Genomic DNA, 18,047 nt, shown 5'->3' with positions numbered 1-18,047 from the left:
GGTCCGGTCCGCCGAGAGCGCGCAGCCGCGGGGCGTGGGCTGCGCGTAGGCTGTCCCGGTGGCTGATCTCCTCGTCTGGATCGACTGTGAGATGACTGGGTTGGACCTCGGCAGGGACAAACTGATCGAGGTTGCGGCACTGGTCACCGATCCTGACCTCAACGTGCTGGGTGACGGTGTCGACGTGGTCATCCACGCCGACGAGGCGGCGCTGGAGGGGATGCCGGAGGTCGTGCAGACGATGCACGCCAAGTCCGGCCTCACCGAGGAGGTCCGTCGTTCGGCGGTCACCCTCGCCGAGGCCGAGGACCTGGTCCTGGAGTACGTCCGCACCTTCGTCAAGGACCCGCGTACGGCACCGCTCTGCGGCAACTCGATCGCCACCGACCGGGGCTTCATCGCCCGGGACATGCCCCGCCTCGACGCCCACCTGCACTACCGCATGATCGACGTGTCGTCGATCAAGGAACTCTGCCGCCGCTGGTACCCCCGCGTGTACTTCGGCCAGCCGCAGAAGGGTCTCGCGCACCGGGCGCTGGCCGACATCCGGGAGAGCATCCGGGAGTTGGAGTACTACCGGCGCACCGTCTTCGTTCCGCTGCCCGGCCCGGACGTCGAGACCGCCAAGGCCATCGCCGCCGAACTCTGACCGCGCCGGCTCGTCCGGGGGAGCAGGGAACCCGCTGGACGAGGTACGTCGGGGTGTGGCTATTATTGGTCCGCACCCCGCCCGGAGCGATCAACCGGGCGACGGCGGCGTGGTGGCTGTAGCTCAGTTGGCAGAGCACCGGGTTGTGGTCCCGGTTGTCGTGGGTTCAATTCCCATCAGTCACCCCACTGGTTTCACTGCTCAGGCCCCCTCCTCGGAGGGGGCCTGAGTCGTTGTGGGGGCGAGACAGGGAGACGACGCGAAAGCCCCCTCCGCGGAGGGGGCTTTCGTCGGCTGGCTCAGGCGGTCGGTGTGGGGGACGGGGTGGCCGTCCCGTCCGGGGTCGGGGTGGTGGCGTCCGGGTCGGCCGGAGGCTCGTACGGGAGGGCGCTGCCCTTGACGTACTCGTCCCAGCTCATGTTCCAGTCGGTCCAGCCGTTGCCGTTCTGGAGCCTGCGCTCGGTGCCCTTGACGGTGATCGGGTCGCCGATCTGGGTGTTCTTGAAGAGCCAGTCGCCGTTGGCCATCGACACGTTGACGCAGCCGTGCGACACGTTCGTGGTGCCCTGCTGCCCCTCGGACCAGGGTGCCGCGTGGATGAACTCCCCGCCCCAGGTGAGGCGCTGAGCAAAGTCGATCTTGGTGCGGTAGCCCTCCTCCGGGCCCAGCTCCTCGAACGTGTCGAAGACCGTCTTGCGCAGCTTCTCGATGACGACCATGGTGCCGCTCGACGACGGGGTGCTCTTCTTGCCGAGGCTGACCGGGATGGTCTTGATCACAGAGCCGTTGCGGGTCACCGTCATCCGCTTGGTCTTGTTGTCGACGGTCATGACCACCGCAGCGCCGATCTTGATGTCCACCGAGAGGTCGGCGCGGCCGTACCAACCCGCACCCATCGGCAGGCCGCCGGCCTGCACCCGGTAGGAGACCTTGCTGTTGGGCTTCCAGAACTCCTTCGGCCGGTAGCGGATCTCGGTGGGGCTGACCCAGTGCCAGATCCCCTCCTGGGCCGGGGTGGAGGTGACGGTCATCCGGCGCTGCACGTCGTCGCGGTAGTCCTCCGGGATGTCCCGGCTGAACTTCACGATCAGCGGCATGCCCACCCCGACCACCTGGTTGTCACCGAGGAAGCTGCTCACCCGCACCTGGTTGCCGGGCTTGGCCATGGTGGTGAAGGTGCTGGTCGCGGTGGCCGGAAGCCCGTCGTCGCCCTTGGCGGTCACGGTGGCCGTGTAGCTCGTGCCGTAGGCCAGCGCGCCGGCCGGGAGCCACGACTTGCCGTCCTTGGCGAGGGCGCCCTCGACCGCCTTGCCGGCGGCGTCCTTGAGCTCGACCGCGGTCTCCACGGCGTCCTTCGTGGTGAAGGTGATGCCGGTGGACGCTGCCACGTCCTTGGCGTCGGCCGCCGGCTCACTGATCGTCGCCGCGGCCTTCGGTGCCGGGTTCTCGCCGCCACCGTGCCACGAGGACGACTTGCCGCCGTCGCCGTCGGTGCAGGCCGAGGTGAAGGCCAGCGCCACGGCGAGGAGCCCGGCCGCGAACACGCGGCGTCGCCCACCGGGCCTGATCAGCTGGTCCTGGCTAGCTCGCATGAAGTCCCTCACAGTTGTGGTCGCTGCCCCATCGTCTCTTACTGACGCGCCAGAGCCGGCCCCGGTTGCCGAGGGTGAACCGAAACACGCCGTCAATAGTGCCCGAATCCTGCTACTATCCGGCGTTTCGTGAGCCTGGCTCGTCTCCGTGCCCGGGGGTGGGGGTCGCCGCGCCGTCATCGAGCGGCGGGAGTGCAAGAGTACGCCGGCCCGGCCAACGGCCGGGCCGGCGCAACGAGGCCGAGGGCTCAGACCGCCGGACCGGCCCCACCACTGGGCACCGGCAACGCGCTGCCCTTGATGAACTCCGACCAGCTCAGGCTCCACGCCGTCCAACCGTTACCGGCGGCGATCCTGCGCTCGGTGCCCTTGATCGTGATCGGGTCACCGATCCGGGTCTTGCCGAACAACCACTTGGCGTTCGCCATCGACACGTTCACGCACCCGTGCGAGACGTTCTGCCGCCCCTGCACGTGCTCCGACCAGGGCGCGGCGTGGATGTACTCGCCACCCCAGGTGAGCCGCTGGGCGAACTGGATGTCGGTCACGTAGCGGTTGGCCGGATCCGGGTCGTCGCGGGTGTCGAAGACAGTGGCTTCCTTCTTCTCCATCACCACCATCGTGCCGCTCGACGATGGGGTGCTCTTCTTGCCCAGGCTCACCGGGATGGTGCGTACCGGCGCGCCGTTCTCGTACACCGTCATCTTCTTGTTGGCGTTGTCGACCTTCATCTCGAACGAGCGGCCGATCTTGGCGGTGGCCTTGCGGTCGATGTCGCCGTACCTGCCGTTGCTCAACGGCACCCCCGCCAGGGCGATCCGCACGGTGATGGTGGTGCCCGGCTTCCAGTACTCCGGAGCCCGGTAGTAGGCCTGCGTGCCGTTGCTGACCCAGTGCCACGCCCCCGGCTGCGGCGGGTCGGTCTTGACGAACATCCGCTTCTGCACCGCCGCCCGGTCCTTCTTCGGGATGCCCGGGTGGAACTCGGTGACCACCGGCATGGCCACCCCGTAACTCTTGTCGTCGAAGAGGTACAGGCCCGACCCGATCGTCGACTTCGGCTTGGCCATGGTGGTGAAGCTGCTGGTGCCCTGGCTGCTCGTACCGTCCGACGCGCTCGCCGTCACCGTGGCGGTGTAGCGGGTGCCCCACTTCAGCGGAGCGGACGGCACCCAGGACGAACCATCGCTACGCAGCTTGCCCTCGATCGAGCCGCCGCCGTCCGCGGTCAGGGTGACAGCCGACACCTTCCCGCCGTCCGGGAGCTTCGCGCTGATCTCCGTGCTCACCGGCCTGTTCTTCGTGCCGTTCGCCGGGCTCAGCGTGAGCGCCGGCCCACTCGGTGTGCTGGGTGTCGAAGGTGCGGCTGAGCCGGGGGCAGCGCTCGCGTCCGAGGACGTTCCGCCAACGAATTCCGGCTTCTTTCCGTCGCCGCCGCATCCGGTCAGTGCCAGCGACGCCGTCAGAGTCAGGGCGCCCACCACCGCCCCGGCTCGCGTGAACCGTGCCATGCCCACCTCTGTTCTCGCGTACCTGGCGGACATCGTGCCGCATCGACGCCGCAACCCACGCCCCGATCTTGACGGTGCTGCCCGGTTCGGGGCTTTTGCCGGCAAAGCTCGACCGAAGGGGGGACCCGGGGAACCGAATTGGAGGCCGCTCAGGAGGGGTGCTAATGTTCTCTCCGTTGCCGAACGAGCGCCGCTAGCTCAACTGGCAGAGCAGCGGACTCTTAATCCGCGGGTTCGGGGTTCGAGTCCCTGGCGGCGCACCAACAACCAAAGCCCTGATCTGGTGGTTCACACCGGGTCGGGGCTTTTTGGTGGTACGAGCGCACGAGCTCCTCGCGCTGCGCGTCGATGGCCGTGCGGCGGACCCGTAGCGCCCTCTCGTACTCCGGGCAGGTGGGCAACTCCGATGGGTCGCTCTGCTCCACGTCCGGTCACGGCCGGGACCGGTCCCCGACAGAGCGTGCGAAGATCGGCCGTCGCGCCCCTACAGTCCGCACCATGAGGTGGACGGTGCGACTCGCGGTCATTTTTCCCGTACTGCTGACCGCCCTGGCAGCCGGCGCGGTGAACGCCGTCGCGGCACCCGCCGACGGCGGCCTCGGCCTGGCCCTGCGGCCCGGCCAGGCCGACTACCGGGTCGGCGACCAGGTCCGCCTCGACCTCACGGTCACGAACATGACAGGCGCGGCGTGCGCGGCGCCGACGAACGCCGTCGGCACCGTCCAGGTGACCGGGGTACGCCTCGACGGGCGCGACCTCACGCCGACGCTCGCCCGCAGCTTCCACGACGACGGCATCGGTGCTGCCGCCACCGCCGGTCTCAGCACTGTGGAGGCCGGTGCGAACACGACGGTGAGCCTCACCGGCACCCGCCTGCACGACGGTGACACGCCGGACGCGGTGATGCTCCGCTCGGTGGCAGCCACCCCGGACGGCGGCGGCCTGGACACCCTCTGGCCGGTCGGTGCCCCCGGCCGGTACGAGGTGACCGCCGGCTACCTGCCACTGCCGGTGACCGGGGCGACGAGCCTCTGCGCGGGCGGGACCACGCTGCGGACCACCACCTTCACCGTCGGCGGCGACGACGGCGCGACCGGCCCGCGCTGGCTGTGGCTGGCTGGCGCGGCGTTGCTGCTGACGCTGTTCATCGCTGTGCTGGTGGTGGTCCTCCTGCGCAAGCGCCGCCGGCCGACCGCCGCCGCCGTGGCCCTGCTGCTGGCGGTCGGCGCACTGGCCGTCGGCGGACCCCGACCGGCCCGCGCCGACTACACGGTGGACCCGACCGGTGGCGTCCCGGTCAGCGGCGTCGACTTCCAGGGCGCTGTCGACACCTGCCTGAAGGGGTTCGCCGCGCCCGGCGGGGACCCCTCCGGTCTGCTCCCGCGGCTGCGGGACAAGAAGTCTCCCCGGGTGCGGATCATCCCGACCACCGGCGGCTCCGGCGCGTTCGAGACCCCGGACAGCCCCGACGGGAAGGGCTCCTCGACTGTCACCTGGAATCCGACCTCCGTCGAGCCGTACGGTGACGGCGTGGCCCGGGACCCCTGCGCCGCGCTCTACCACGAGCTGAACCACGCCGACGACATCTCCCAGAACAAGGTCCCGCAGGGCGACTGCGGCAGCACCGAAATCCGTACCGCCGAGGTGAAGGCGACACTCGCGGAGAACCGCTACCGGGCGGCGAAGGGCCTGCCACCGCGCATCGAGTACGACGGGAAGACGCTGCCCAAGAACCTCGACGAGTGCAAGAAACCGCCGAAGAAGAAGCCCCCGCAGAAAGGTCCGGTGAAGCTCTGCGAGGAGGGCGCCAAGTGCGGCGGCAGCAACGGCGACCCGCACCTGGTCACGTTCGACCGGGTCGCCTACGACTTCCAGGCCGTGGGCGAGTTCACACTGGTCACCGCCGTCGGCGGCGACCCGCTGGAGGTGCAGGTCCGCCAGACGCCGATGGCCGGCACCCGAAGCGCCTCGGTCAACTCGGCCGTCGCGTTCCGGGTCGGCGCCCACCGGGTCGCGCTCACGCTTACCGCCGGTGGCACCCAGGTGCACGTCGACGGCGCGGCACTGGCCGCGCCGCCGGAACGCACCGACCTGCCCGGCGGCGGCACCCTCACCCGCCGCCCCTCCGACACCGGCCCCACCGACGGGTACGACGTGACGTGGCCGGACGGCTCCGCGGCGGCGGTGGACCAGATCGGCCACTACGGCTACCGGGTACTGGTCAAGCTCGCCGACGGGCGGGCCGGCAAGGTCCGCGGCCTGCTCGGAGACTTCGACGGCGACCCGGCCGACGACATCGCACCCTCCTCCGGAGCCGCGCTCACCCAGCCGGTGCCGTTCACCACGCTCTACCCGGCGTACGCGGACAGTTGGCGGATCACCCCGGACCGCTCGCTGCTGCACTACGACGACGGGCAGGACACCGGCACGTTCACCGACCGTGCCTTCCCCGAACGGGAGGTCACCGTCGGCGACCTCGACCCGGCCCGCCGCGCCACCGCCGAGCAGATCTGCCGCTGGGCGGGCGTCACCGCCCCGGCCCAGCTCGCCGAGTGCGTCTTCGACGTCGCGATCAGCGGCCGCCCCGAGTTCGCTGTGGCCAGCGCCACCACCGAGCGGGTCGCCCCGCCCGTCGCCCCGCCGATCACCGCCGTACCCGTGGCGACCGCCAGCCTGACCCCCGGCGGCGCACCACTGACGTTCCCCGGTCGGGCCGGTGACGCCGTCTTCGTCGACGTCACCGCCCCCGGGATCGCCGACCGCTGCTCGCCGTACGTGCTCACCGACCCGACCGGCCAGCTGATCGGAGGTGGCTGCAACATCAACGGCGCCGGGTACGTCGACCGGGTCGACCTCACCACCGCCGGCACGTACGCCGTGCGGGTCGCCGCCGCCCCCGGCGACACCGGACGAGCCGCCGTCCGGGTGTACGTGGCCCGGGACGTCGACGGCACGCTGCAGCCGAACGGCCCGGACGTCACCGCGACCCTGGACCACCCCGGCGCGTGGGCCCGGTACCGGTTCACCGGGCAGCAGGGCGATCGCGTCTTCGTCGAGGTGCCCACGAGCACACTTCCCCACCAGTGCTCCCCGTTGGAGCTACGCGATCCCGAGAACCGGCTGCTCAGCAGCGGCTGCGTGATCAACGGCGTCGGCGAGATCGACGGCACGCTGCTGCCCGCCGACGGGACGTACACAGTGGTGGTCGATCCGACCGGACGCACCACCGGCGCGACCACACTGCGGCTGGTCAGCAGCCGCGACCGGGCGGCGACGATCACCGTCGGCGGTCCGCCGGTCGTCGCCACCGTCGACCGACCCGGCGCGGTCACCACCTACCGGTTCACCGCCGACGCCGGTACGTCGGTGACTCTGACCGCGACCGCCTCCGACCTACCGGACCAGTGCGGTGTGGTGGAGCTACGCGCGCCCGACGGCAGCCCGATCACCAGCGGCTGCGTGATCAACGGGGCTGGTGCCATCGAGCCGACGACGCTGCCGGCCTCCGGCGCGTACACGGTGGTGGTGGACCCGTCCGGAGTCGCAACCGGGCAGGTCACGCTGACGCTGCGCTGAGGCGAACCCCGGCCTTTCCGGGTGACGCCCGCGTGCTAGCGTCTCGTCCCGTTGCCGACGAGCGCCGCTAGCTCAACTGGCAGAGCAGCGGACTCTTAATCCGCGGGTTCGGGGTTCGAGTCCCTGGCGGCGCACTAACGAGGTGGGCCCTGACCTGGTGGTTGACACCGGGTCGGGGTCTTCTTCGCGTACGGAGGTGGTGGGTGTGGCTCGGTGGGTCGTGCTGCCTCGCTACCCCTACGCTGGCGGCATGAGGGAACCCAGCGCGAACCGGAGTGGTAGGTGCTGATGGATCGGCATGCGGCGGCACATGCACGGCCGGGGCTGCGCCCTGGTCGAGCAGGACTACCTGCGGCGGATCCTGCTGCGGGAACGCGACAAACCCGGCGGGGCGGCACCGGCGTTGATCGGGCAGACCGTTCGATTCGCCCCTGACCACGGCTATCACGTGGTGCTGGAGGGCACCGGGCCGGCGCTGCTCGCCGCGCTCAACGACCCGGCCGGCCCGTACGAGCTGGCGTCCCCGCAGGTCGAACTGCTGCCGGAGGCCGCCCGGCGACGAGGCCGAGAAGGCGGTCTTCGCCTGAGTTGACGGCTGGTACGACACGCGCCGCATTCAGGCTTGCCGGATCAGCCATACGCGGTCCGGGGTTCGGCATCGTGGGCGGCGCGCGCTGCGCGCGTGACAGATGAGTGTCATGGTCAGCCTCGTTTTGTTCGGCCCGCAGACCATCTGCTCTACGGGCCGATCGGGTCGCCGTATTGGAATAAGACAGGGAAAGGTCCCTACCAAAGAACGGGGAGCTCAGGTAGGGCCTCGTTTGCGACCCGGGATCGGTTAGTCGGCGACCACGGCTCGGAGCTCGACCAAGGTGACATTTCAAACTTCGTCGACGCCATCGCATGAAATCCGGCGACTCGGCCGGAATGGTGGTGAGCCCGCAGCGGCGTTATGGGTGTGCGGACAACATCAAGGCATTGACATGGATTGTGCTTTCCGGCACACTTTCCGCAGTCGCCTCGGCGCAGACGGTGGCTCCTTGTTGCAGGTTTGTTTCTGAGTAGTAAACGTAGCTGGGTCCGCGTCCCCACAACGGTGGTGGGGAATGCGTAGATCCGCGTATCAATATCTGGACATCGATGGTTCCTTCGCCTGCCAGGCGTTCCCGCGTGCCTGCCGGCGGTTTTCTTCCGCTCGTGCGTCCCGGTCTCGACTCGCCTCTGAAGGTCGGGTGTCGTAATCGTGGCCGATACGGTTGATCCCGGCCCAGATGTTGGGTCGGCCCATTCGTTTTCCCATGGATCGGAGAGCTAGTGCGCATCGCCTTCCTCACCACAACTCAGCATGGTCACCTCAACCCGTACATTCCGGTGGTCAATGCGCTCCAAGCCGCCGGCAACGAGGTGGTGCTGCTGTTGGTGTCTGCGGACGGTGGCGCGCTCGGCGAGCAGCGTCGCCAGGCCCTGGGCGCGGCGGAGATCCGCATGGTCGGGCAGGTCCAGATGGCGCCGTGGAGCGACGATCCGGCAAAGATCGGTCCGATGCTCGAATCGTCACCGGTGGCGGACCAGGTGGCTGATGCGCTGCGGGCCACGGCGCCGGACTTCGCGCTGCTCGATTCGCTGCCGGTACTGGCGGCAGCGATGGCCGGGGCGCAGGCGTCCGGTGTGCCGTACGGAATGATCTGGGCAAATCTAGGCGGAGTATGCCCGAAGGAGCGTCGGCAAGGTCGCTGGCTGTACGACGAACAGGTTGGCGACTATCTGACCAGGCGCGGGGTGTTGTGGTCGACCCGGACTCATTCAGCGCGTTCGCCGATTCTCAATGTGATGCCGACGATTCCCTCGCTCGTCGGGGATGAAGCGGTCACCGACGACGGTGTGCAGCTGGTCGGGTTGCCGGGTGCGGCAGGCAAGCGCGGCGATGAGGTCGTCTTTCCCGGCCTGGAGGAGATCGACCGCGGCCGTCCGCTGGTGTTCGTCTCCTTCGGCACGATCTTCTTCCGGCGGCCCGACCTTCTCGGCACGGTCATCACGGGGGCGGTGAAGACCGGTGCGCAGGTGATTGCCGCGGTGGGGGATCTCGCCAACGAACTCGCGCTGCCCGCTGACGTGCTTACCGCCCCGTACGTGCCACAACGTGAGGTCCTTGAGCGCGCCGATGTGTTCATCACCCATGGCGGCTACAACTCGGTGGCGGAGTCGATCCGGGCGGCGACACCGATGCTGGTGATCCCGCTAGCCGTGGATCAGCCGATCCAGGCGTACTTCGTCGAAACCGCGGGCTTCGGGACGGCATTGGAGCCAGCCGACGTCTCGGAACAGGCGGTCGCTGACGCTGTCACCGATCTGCTCGATCCCGGCCGGGACTACCGGGCGCGGCTGCGCGCGGCGCAGCCCGAGTGCGGCGATTCCGCCGCGCGCACGGCAGAACTGGTCATCAGCGCGGGCGAGAAGCTACAGCGAAAGGGGGAGCAGTGACGATAGAACTCCAACGGCAGGTGGACGACCGGATCGTGTTCGATGATATTGAGAGTCTCTCATTCCGGGTGGACCGCCGGGCCTACACCGACGACGACGTGGCCGCACGGGAGATGGCCAAGATCTTCGATCGCTGCTGGTTGTACGTCGGGCACGAATCGGAGGTGCCCGCGCCGGGCTCCTACGTGTCCCGTGACGTCGGAGGGCGCCCGGTGGTCATGGCGCGCGGCTCCGACGGGGTGATTCGAGTGTTCGCCAACAGCTGCCCGCACCGCGGGGCCCTGATCTGCTCGCAGTCAGCCGGGCAGGCCAGATCGTTCCGGTGCCCGTACCACGACTGGACATTCTCCAACCAGGGCGACCTGGTCGGAGTTCCGCTTCCGGACGGGTACGGGCCAGGCTTCCGCAAGTCCGACTTCGGCCTGGCGCGGCACCGTAGCGACAGTTACCGGGGTTTCGTGTTCGCGACCTTCGATCCTGAGCAGCCACGCACCTTGACCGAGTATTTGGCGGGCGCGACGGAGTACCTCGATCTGATCGCCGACCAGTCCGCAGTGGGAATGGAGGTGATCCAGGGTGCGCAATTGCACGGGGCTCGGGCCAACTGGAAGCTCATGATGGAGAATAGCGTCGACATCTACCACTTCCGCGCCCTGCACAAGCGTTACGTGAGCTACATCGAGTCGCTCGGGACAATGGCACCGCGACGACGAGGCGGATTCGCCCGCGCTCTCGGACGGGGGCATGGCGCCAATGAGTTGGTACCGGCGGCAGCCCGACCGCTCGCCTACTGGACGCCGATGTTTCCCCCCGAGGTCAGGTCACGGATGGAGGCGACGGCCGCACGGTTCGTCGAACGGTTCGGCGCCGAACGCGCCCAACGGATCACCGGCGCCAACCGGGCGTTGATGATCTTCCCCAATCTGATGATCATCGACGCGATCGGGATCACCATCCGCAAGATCGACCCGGTCGGTGCCGGCCAGATGTCCATCACCTCAGTCGCGCTGGCCCCCAGGGACGAGGATCCGGATATACGGGAACTGCGTAAGAGTCACTACCTGACCTTCCTCGGTCCCGCCGGCTTCGCCACCCCCGACGACATCGAGATCATCGAGTCTTGCCAGCGGGGCTACCTCAATCGCACGCTCCGCTACTCGGATCTGTCACGCGGTATGGCCAAGGAGGTCCCCGAGACCACCGACGAACTCCCCGCCCGCGAGTTCTGGCGGCAGTGGGACCGGCTGATGCACGACGGCGACGACGATCACGAGGAAGCTCAACACGTCACTCAGCGGGCCGCGAGGCAAGGGGCGCAACGGCGATGACCACCGACACGATCAACACCGAGCCGGCGGTCGACGCGACGGCCCAGATGCGGTTGTGGTACCGGGTGAGCCAGTTTCTCTTCCGTGAGGCGCGGCTGCTCGACGAGTGGCGCCTGCGCGAGTGGTACGACGAGATGCTGACCGACGACATCCGCTACACCGTGCCGGCCACCGACGTCCGGGACGAGCCGGCCGATGCGCTCGGGCTCATCGACGACAACGCCGCCCGGCTGCGCCAGCGAATCGAGCAGATCCTCAACGGCGAGGTGTGGTGCGAGAATCCCCTGTCGCGGACGAATCGGATGATCAGCAACGTGGAGATTCTGGCTGATCGGGGCACGCACCTCGATGTGGCGGCGAATGTCGTCGTGTACCGGTTCGGGCACGGGCGCTCTGACTCCTACGTCGGAAAATGCCGGCTCGAACTCGCCGTCGAGGGGGAGTCGTTCCGGGTCCGGAGACGTGTCGTGGTGCTCGACCACGAGAGTCTCTACGAACACGGGAAGCTGAGCATCATCCTCTGAGGTCTAACAGAGACACGGCCCTCCGCACAGCTTAGGCGCAGGGGTGGGCCCGGTTCAGGCTGCGCCGCACCTGCCGCGCTGACCGGTGCCGTCGGTGGCGGCGGGGTCGGCTGTGCCGTAGTGACTCTCTTCGATGTGTACCGACAGCTGCGCCGCGCCACTGCTCGTCGCCTTCGTGGCGTCGTGGGAATTCGCCACTGTCCGACCGGCCACCTGGCAACACGAAGGAGTGATCGATGAACCAGCCGCTTGCCCGACATGAGCGGGGTGAGGCCATGTTCAAGCACGTCTTCGGCCGTGAACCCCGCCCAGGCTCCTACCCCGATTTCCTGCAACTCACCATCGACCACCTGTTCGGTGAGATCTGGACCCGCCCGCACCTGAGCGTCGAGGATCGCGAATTGATCGCACTGACCGCGGTCACCCTGGCCCGGACCGACTGGGAGCTGCGCGGCCACATCGGTGCCGCCCTGAACCTCGGGATGCCACGAGAGAAGATCGTCGAGATCATCATCCAGCTCGCCTACTACGGGGGATGGCCGGTGGCGAACAACGGGCTGCGCATCGCTCAGGAGGTATTCGCCGAGCTCGACACCAGCACGGACACCGACCATGACCAGTGACCCTGCCCCCCTCGACCCCGCCGTCAAGGTCGATCTCTGGCGGCAGCGGTTCTTCGAGGCCCAGGCGGCCGCCGAAGAGTTCATTCTGGGCATGCACGGCGATGAGGGCGTGTCCGCGTGGATCCAGGCGAACTCGCGGATCACTGCGGACCTGCTGCAATCGCAGCGGCCCGCCGGAGAGTCGGCCGCCGTTCACTTCATGACCCGGCTCCAGCGCCAACTGCTGCTGTACGACTCGGCAGTGACCAGTGAGCCGCAGCCTGATGGCACCGTCCTGCGCAACGCCGAATGTGGGATCCTGCGGTACCGCAAACAGGCCGCCGGTGCCGGCGTCAAACTGACTTTCACATCACCGTGCCCGTACTGTCAGGAACTCAACACCGCCATTGCCGCCCGCTACGTCGAATCGGACGTCACCGTGTCGTGCAAACAGGCAGGCGACGGATGCACCTGGCGCGCGAAATCCCTCCACGCTTCAGAGAACGGCGCAGCCGGGTCACCTGACCGCGGTGGAACAGGAGACTAGACGGACAGCAGCGCCGTCGGTCGTCGGCTGTCGGCCGGCGGTTCACCAGCGAACTCCTGAAGAACTTCGTGCTCGGCTTCCCGCATGGGGGATTCCGGTTTCTGCTCTGAGATGGAGCCCGTAGATGAAGGCCTCAGTGATTGTGCCGACATTCAACTCGTCCGTGTTGCTGGACAGGTGCCTTCGCACGTTCCGTGCACAGAGTCTGGCTGTCTCCGACTCCCTCGAAGTGCTCGTCGTCGATGATGGATCGACCGACTCGACCGCAGAGACGGTGCAGCGTCACGTGAGCGCGGACTCCCGGTTCCGCTACCTGCATCTGCCTCGTTCTGCAACATCCTCCAGAAGTGCCGCAAGAAATCGCGGTGCAGAAGAAGCGACCGGCGAAATCCTGATTTTCGTCGACGGCGATCAACTGGTTCCGCCCACCTTTGTCGATCGGCATCTCCGTCACTACCGATTTATTTCCGCGAAGAAGGCCGCCATCGGCTTCAGAAAGTATCTGCGGTTTCCGGGAGCGTTCGACGATCGTTTCGTGAACGACGGCAGCGAGGAATTTCTTGGCGGCATAATAAAGAGCGACATCAGGCTGGACCTGCTGAGTCGACTGAGCGGCGCCGGCGGCGGTCTGAAGACATCGTGGCATCTGTTCTTCACCTGCAACGTCTCTGTTCCAAGCGTCGACTACAAGCGCGTCGGTGGATTCAACGAGGAATTCCGGGGATGGGGCCTGGAGGATTCCGAGTTGGGGTACAGGCTGGAGCGCTCCGGCACGCAGCTCGTCTTCGACGAAGAAAGCTTCGCCTACCATCAAGGGCCACCTCTGCGCCCCAGCAAGCCTGTCTACGAGGGCTGGCTGAAGAACTTGAGCCTATTCATCGCTCTGCACAGGGGGGCTCCCGAAGTGATCTTGCAGGCCATGCTTGCGCCAATCTTCAACCCCGCCGTCGGCGCCAACTGGATCGATCTCTACGAGCAGTTCGAGATGTGCGCGAGGTCGACCCCCGCGGCCTCTCCCGGGGCGCGTGTGGAGATTGCGGACGGCGAGCTCTCCGTTCCTGTCTCCTAGGCGAAGTGGGGCGGACGGTTCCGATACTCATCCATCGCAGTATTCGCCTACATCTCAGCACGTCGTGTGCAGGGCTCCGCCGTGCGCCGACAGGGTTCACAGCCGCACGGAAGGCGCCTGGTGATGACGATGCACGAAAGGTCTGTGTGGGCGGAGCTTGTTCACGGTCACAGATCGCGCCTCGGCGGGCGAATGAGAATTCTGCACCTGGTGCCCAAGGCCGGCTGGTCGCTGGTCTCGTCCGCCGTGATGATCCAGATCGCCGCAGGGGTCCTGCCGGTCGCGTTCATCCTCGCCACCTCGGCCGTGGTCGCCCGGGTGCCGGACGCGGTAGCCGGCGGGCTCGGGTCGGCGGCCTGGAGCGACCTTCGGACCAACTTGATCCTCGCGGCGGCCGCGTTCTGCGGAGTGCAACTGCTGCTGCCGGTACAGGAACTGCTCGGCAACCTGATCCGCCGTCGCCTCGACGATCTCGTCCGTGACCGGTTGATGGCGGCCTCCCAAGCGAGCGGCGGTGTGGCTGTCATGGAAGATCCGGAGCTGCTCGATCACGTCGCCGACGCGAAGGACCGGCTGCGGACCGAGATGTGGTCGCCGGGTGCCGCTGGTGCCGGTCAGATCGCGCTGATCTCGCGGTACCTGCAGACCGTGCTCGCCGCCGGGGTCACGTCGGTCGTCTTCGTGTGGTGGGCCGGGCCGGCTCTGCTCGTCGCGGCCCTGACGATCCGTTTCGGCTACCGACTTGGCCTGTCGGTGTTCACCGAGGTCTTTCGAAGTACCGCTCGGCTGCGGCGCCGCAGCGAATACCTCCGCACCATGCTGCTCCAGCCCGCAGCGGCGAAGGAGTTGCGGGTCTTCGGCCTTCTGCCCTGGTTGAAGCAGGAATATACGACGGCCGCCATGGACGCCGTGCTCCCGGTCTGGCGGGCCCGGCGCCGGCTGTTCTACGGCCCCTACATACTCTACGTTGTTGTCGCCTTCGTGCTGCTGGGCGCGCTGCTGACGGGAGCGGCTCAGGCAGCGGCGGCCGGACTGCTCGGCTTGGGCGGGTTGATACTCGTATTCCAGGCGTCCCTGGCCGCCATGAGGATCGGCGGGTTCATCGCCGAGTCCGATGTGGCGACCGAGCAGGGCCTCAATGCCTACCGGTCGGTGGAGCGGATCGAGAGGATGAGCGAAGCCGACGCCCGCACCACCGAGAGCGGCCGGGGTGATCCGGCTGGACTGCCCAGGACGGTGCTGCGATTCGACAAGGTGTCCTTCGCCTACCCGGGCGGCCTGCCGGTGCTGACCGACCTCGATCTCACCATCGAGGCAGGCCGGTCACTGGCGATCGTCGGCCTCAACGGCACAGGCAAGACGACCCTCGTGAAACTGTTGGCCCGGCTCTACGAACCGACGGCCGGAGCGATCACCGCTGACGGCGTCGACATTCGGACCTTTCCCACCACGGCGTGGCAGCGCCGGGTTGCCGCGATCTTCCAGGACTTCACCCACTTCGAGTTGCCAGTGCGCGACAACGTCGCTTTCGGCGCGATCGAGATGCTCGCAGAGCCGAAGCGTGCCGACAAGGCGGTCCGGGCCGCCCTGGAGAAGGCCGGGGCGGCGGATTTCGTCGACCATCTCCCCCGCGGCCTGGAGACTCCACTGTCGCGGCGATACGCCGGCGGCGCCGAACTGTCCGGCGGGCAGTGGCAGCGCATCGCGATCGCCCGTGCTCTCGTCGCCGTCGAGGGTGGCGCCAGCATTCTCGTCCTCGACGAGCCGACAGCCAACCTGGACGTGCGGTCGGAGGTGGCGTTCTTCGAGCGGTTCCTCGACCTTACCCGTGGAGTCACCAGCGTCGTCATATCGCATCGGTTCTCCACGGTGCGCCGTGCCGACCGGATCGTCGTGCTGGAACACGGTCGCGTCGTCGAGCAGGGCACTCACGAAGAGTTGCTCGCCCTCGACGGTCGCTATGCGGAGCTGTTTCGGCTGCAGGCCGCACGGTTCACCGAGGAAGAGGTAGGAAGCGGTGAATAAGGTACTGCGCAGTGTCGGCGCGACGCTGGCCTCGGCGTGGCGGCTCAGCCCGGGAAGGCTGATCACCGCCGCCCTGTTGATGATGCTCGGCGCCGTGAGTGGACCCCTACTGGCGCTTTTTCTGGGTGCGGCGGTCGATGCGGCCCTCGACCGGCGGACCGATGTCGCGGTCTGGACGGCGGCGGCGGCCGCCGTGAGTGTCCTGCTCAGCTTGACGATGGAGCACTTCGCCCACATCTTCTTCTTCGAGCTCGGTGATCTGCACAAGCAGGACACCGAACGTCAGCTCGGAGACCTGGCGCACGGACCGGTCGGGCTGGCGCTGCACGAACGGCGGGACGCCGCGGATCGCTTCGAACTGCTCCGACAGCAGTCGTGGACGCTAAGCCAGAGCATGCAGACCGTTCTGACGATCGGGGTGCTACTCACCCAGATCACCCTGACCGCCGTGCTGCTTGCCCGCATCGAGCCGTGGCTGCTCCTGCTGCCGATCTTCGGCGTCCCCCCACTGATCGCCGGGCGGCTGGCCGAGAAGCGACTGGAACGTGCCGAACTCGCGACCGCCGAGTCGACCCGCATGAGCTGGCACCTCTTCGATCTGGCCCTCAGCTCGACCGCCGCCAAGGAGATTCGGCTCTTCGGGCTCGGCGGAGAGCTCCGCCACCGCCATGGGGCGGTCCGCCGTGAGGTGGACAGCCGATTGCGCCGGGCTGAACTCGCCGGCGCTGCCCTGCGGCTCACCGGTCAGCTGATCTTCGCTCTCGGATACCTCGGCTCCATCGTCCTGGTCGTCCGCGCCGCTATCAGCGGCGAGCGCACCGTCGGCGACGTTGTCCTCGCCATCACGCTGGCCGTGCAGACCAACGCGCAGGCTGCCAGCGCCGTCGCGCTCGCCCAGGCGCTGCACCGTAACGCCCGCGCCTTCGGCTGGTTGAGTTGGATCCGCGATGCCACGCCGCCGGAACCCGGCCCGCCGGCTGACCAGACACCGCCCGCCGTCCTCACCGACGGCATCGAGTTGCGTGACGTCGCGTTCCGCTACCCGGGCACCGACACCGACGTGCTGCAGGGCCTCAGCATGCGCATCCCTTCCGGCACGATCGTCGCTATCGTCGGCGACAACGGTTCCGGCAAGTCCACCCTGGTCAAGCTGCTCTGCCAGTTCTACCGGCCGACCGCAGGCGAGATCATCATAGATGGCGCCGACCTGCGACGGCTCGACCCGCTGGGCTGGCGCCAGCGGATCTCCGCCAGCTTCCAGGACTACATCCGGCTGGAGCTGCGGGCCAGAAGCAGCATCGGCCTCGGCGACCTGCCTCGACTCGACGAACCGGGCGCGGTGGAGCGGGCAATCCGGCGAGCAGACGCGGAGGGGGTGATCGACCGGCTGCCGATCGGCCTGGAGACCTACCTCGGCAAGTCCTACGACAACGGCGCTGAACTGTCGGGCGGGCAGTGGCAGCGCATCGCGTTGAGCCGGTCGATGATGCGCGACGATCCGCTGCTGCTGTTGCTCGACGAGCCCGCCGCCGCCCTGGACCCACTGACCGAGCACGCCTTGTTCGCGCGGTACTCCGACGCGGCGCGTGACGTGGGGATCCGCACCGGCGGTGTCACCGTCTTCGTGTCACACCGGTTCTCGACCGTTCGGATGGCTGACTTGATCCTGGTCGTGTCGAACGGACGGATCGCAGAGTCCGGCAGCCACGACGAGCTTCTGGCGCTCAGCGGGATGTACGCCGAGTTCTTCAGCCTGCAGGCGGACGCATATCGCTGATCATCGAGGCTTCGTCTGATCGGCGGCGGTGGTCGTCATTCTTCGTCATTTCGAGACGTGTCGAGGGCCGGTACGGCCACCGCGATGGTCGGTGAGCAGGCGGAGCCTCTCGTCGCCCGACGCCGCGGGCGGATCGGTCAGGCTTGCCGGGTCGTCCCCGCAAGCCTGACCCAGATCACCGGAGCCAGCGGATGTGTTCTTCGACTCCGCGCAGCGCTCGCCGCCACAGGGTGCTGGCCTGGGTTCCTGGCAGGGACGCCAGTTGGCGACGTGCGGTCGCCGGCCCGGCTGGTGGTGTGGCGGCGGGTGACGGGTCGAGTGGGGGTGGACCCGGCCGGCCGGGTGGCCCCCGCGTGTGCACGCGCC

At 68.1% G+C, this 18,047-nt stretch carries 12 protein-coding genes, 3 tRNA genes and 1 pseudogene; 14 read left to right on the top strand and 2 right to left on the bottom strand.

The annotated features are described in order from the left end of the window. The first annotated feature begins 58 nt into the window (after positions 1 to 58). Both orn and AB0877_RS29640 read left to right on the top strand, forming a co-directional pair. Entirely contained in the window at positions 59 to 649 is a 591-nt protein-coding gene (orn, locus tag AB0877_RS29645) for an oligoribonuclease (RefSeq protein ID WP_357352045.1), read from the top strand. Between the two features lie 112 nt (positions 650 to 761). Beyond that, a tRNA-His gene (locus tag AB0877_RS29640) sits at positions 762 to 837 on the top strand. Positions 838 to 948: 111 nt separating this feature from the next. Here AB0877_RS29640 and AB0877_RS29635 read toward each other — a convergent pair. Further along, on the bottom strand, positions 949 to 2,241 hold the full coding sequence (locus AB0877_RS29635; protein ID WP_366612834.1) for an Ig-like domain-containing protein: 1,293 nt from the start codon (positions 2,239 to 2,241) through the stop codon (positions 949 to 951). A 248-nt stretch (positions 2,242 to 2,489) separates the two neighbouring features. Further along, entirely contained in the window at positions 2,490 to 3,752 is a 1,263-nt protein-coding gene (locus AB0877_RS29630; protein ID WP_366612833.1) for an Ig-like domain-containing protein, read from the bottom strand. Between the two features lie 187 nt (positions 3,753 to 3,939). Here AB0877_RS29630 and AB0877_RS29625 point away from each other — a divergent pair. The 12 genes and pseudogenes from AB0877_RS29625 to AB0877_RS29570 all read left to right on the top strand — a co-directional run bounded on the left by AB0877_RS29625 (position 3,940) and on the right by AB0877_RS29570 (position 17,681). Continuing rightward, a tRNA-Lys gene (locus AB0877_RS29625) sits at positions 3,940 to 4,015 on the top strand. 235 nt (positions 4,016 to 4,250) lie between these two features. Continuing rightward, the gene (locus tag AB0877_RS29620; protein WP_366612832.1) at positions 4,251 to 7,328 is read left to right on the top strand and encodes a VWD domain-containing protein; all 3,078 of its coding nucleotides are present in this window, start codon (positions 4,251 to 4,253) and stop codon (positions 7,326 to 7,328) included. 61 nt (positions 7,329 to 7,389) lie between these two features. Continuing rightward, positions 7,390 to 7,462, top strand: a tRNA-Lys gene (locus tag AB0877_RS29615). A 164-nt stretch (positions 7,463 to 7,626) separates the two neighbouring features. After that, a pseudogene (locus AB0877_RS29610) lies at positions 7,627 to 7,791 on the top strand (kinase); the annotation flags it as partial. An 851-nt stretch (positions 7,792 to 8,642) separates the two neighbouring features. Beyond that, positions 8,643 to 9,809, top strand: a complete 1,167-nt coding sequence (locus tag AB0877_RS29605) for a glycosyltransferase (protein ID WP_366612831.1) — start codon at positions 8,643 to 8,645, stop codon at positions 9,807 to 9,809. Positions 9,810 to 9,829: 20 nt separating this feature from the next. Beyond that, a complete protein-coding gene (locus tag AB0877_RS29600; RefSeq protein ID WP_366612830.1) occupies positions 9,830 to 11,137 on the top strand; it encodes an aromatic ring-hydroxylating dioxygenase subunit alpha in 1,308 nt (435 codons plus the stop codon). After that, entirely contained in the window at positions 11,134 to 11,661 is a 528-nt protein-coding gene (locus AB0877_RS29595) for an aromatic-ring-hydroxylating dioxygenase subunit beta (protein WP_366612828.1), read from the top strand. The genes AB0877_RS29600 and AB0877_RS29595 overlap by 4 nt, the downstream gene beginning before the upstream one ends. Positions 11,662 to 11,897: 236 nt before the next feature. Next, positions 11,898 to 12,284: a carboxymuconolactone decarboxylase family protein gene (locus AB0877_RS29590; RefSeq protein WP_088986068.1), complete on the top strand. Its 387-nt coding sequence runs from the start codon at positions 11,898 to 11,900 to the stop codon at positions 12,282 to 12,284. Continuing rightward, on the top strand, positions 12,274 to 12,810 hold the full coding sequence (locus tag AB0877_RS29585; protein ID WP_366612827.1) for a hypothetical protein: 537 nt from the start codon (positions 12,274 to 12,276) through the stop codon (positions 12,808 to 12,810). Before AB0877_RS29590 ends, AB0877_RS29585 begins: the two co-directional genes overlap by 11 nt. Before the next feature lie 124 nt (positions 12,811 to 12,934). Beyond that, positions 12,935 to 13,879, top strand: a complete 945-nt coding sequence (locus tag AB0877_RS29580) for a glycosyltransferase (protein WP_366612826.1) — start codon at positions 12,935 to 12,937, stop codon at positions 13,877 to 13,879. Between the two features lie 192 nt (positions 13,880 to 14,071). Further along, the gene (locus AB0877_RS29575; protein WP_366612825.1) at positions 14,072 to 15,904 is read left to right on the top strand and encodes an ABC transporter ATP-binding protein; all 1,833 of its coding nucleotides are present in this window, start codon (positions 14,072 to 14,074) and stop codon (positions 15,902 to 15,904) included. Further along, a complete protein-coding gene (locus AB0877_RS29570; RefSeq protein ID WP_366612824.1) occupies positions 15,897 to 17,681 on the top strand; it encodes an ABC transporter ATP-binding protein in 1,785 nt (594 codons plus the stop codon). Before AB0877_RS29575 ends, AB0877_RS29570 begins: the two co-directional genes overlap by 8 nt. The last annotated feature ends 366 nt before the right edge of the window (positions 17,682 to 18,047 follow it).

Source organism: Micromonospora sp. NPDC047644 (genome assembly GCF_040704315.1).
GTDB lineage: Bacteria > Actinomycetota > Actinomycetes > Mycobacteriales > Micromonosporaceae > Micromonospora.
Note: the sequence above shows the minus strand (reverse complement) of the source record. Positions and strands in the feature narration are given on the sequence as shown.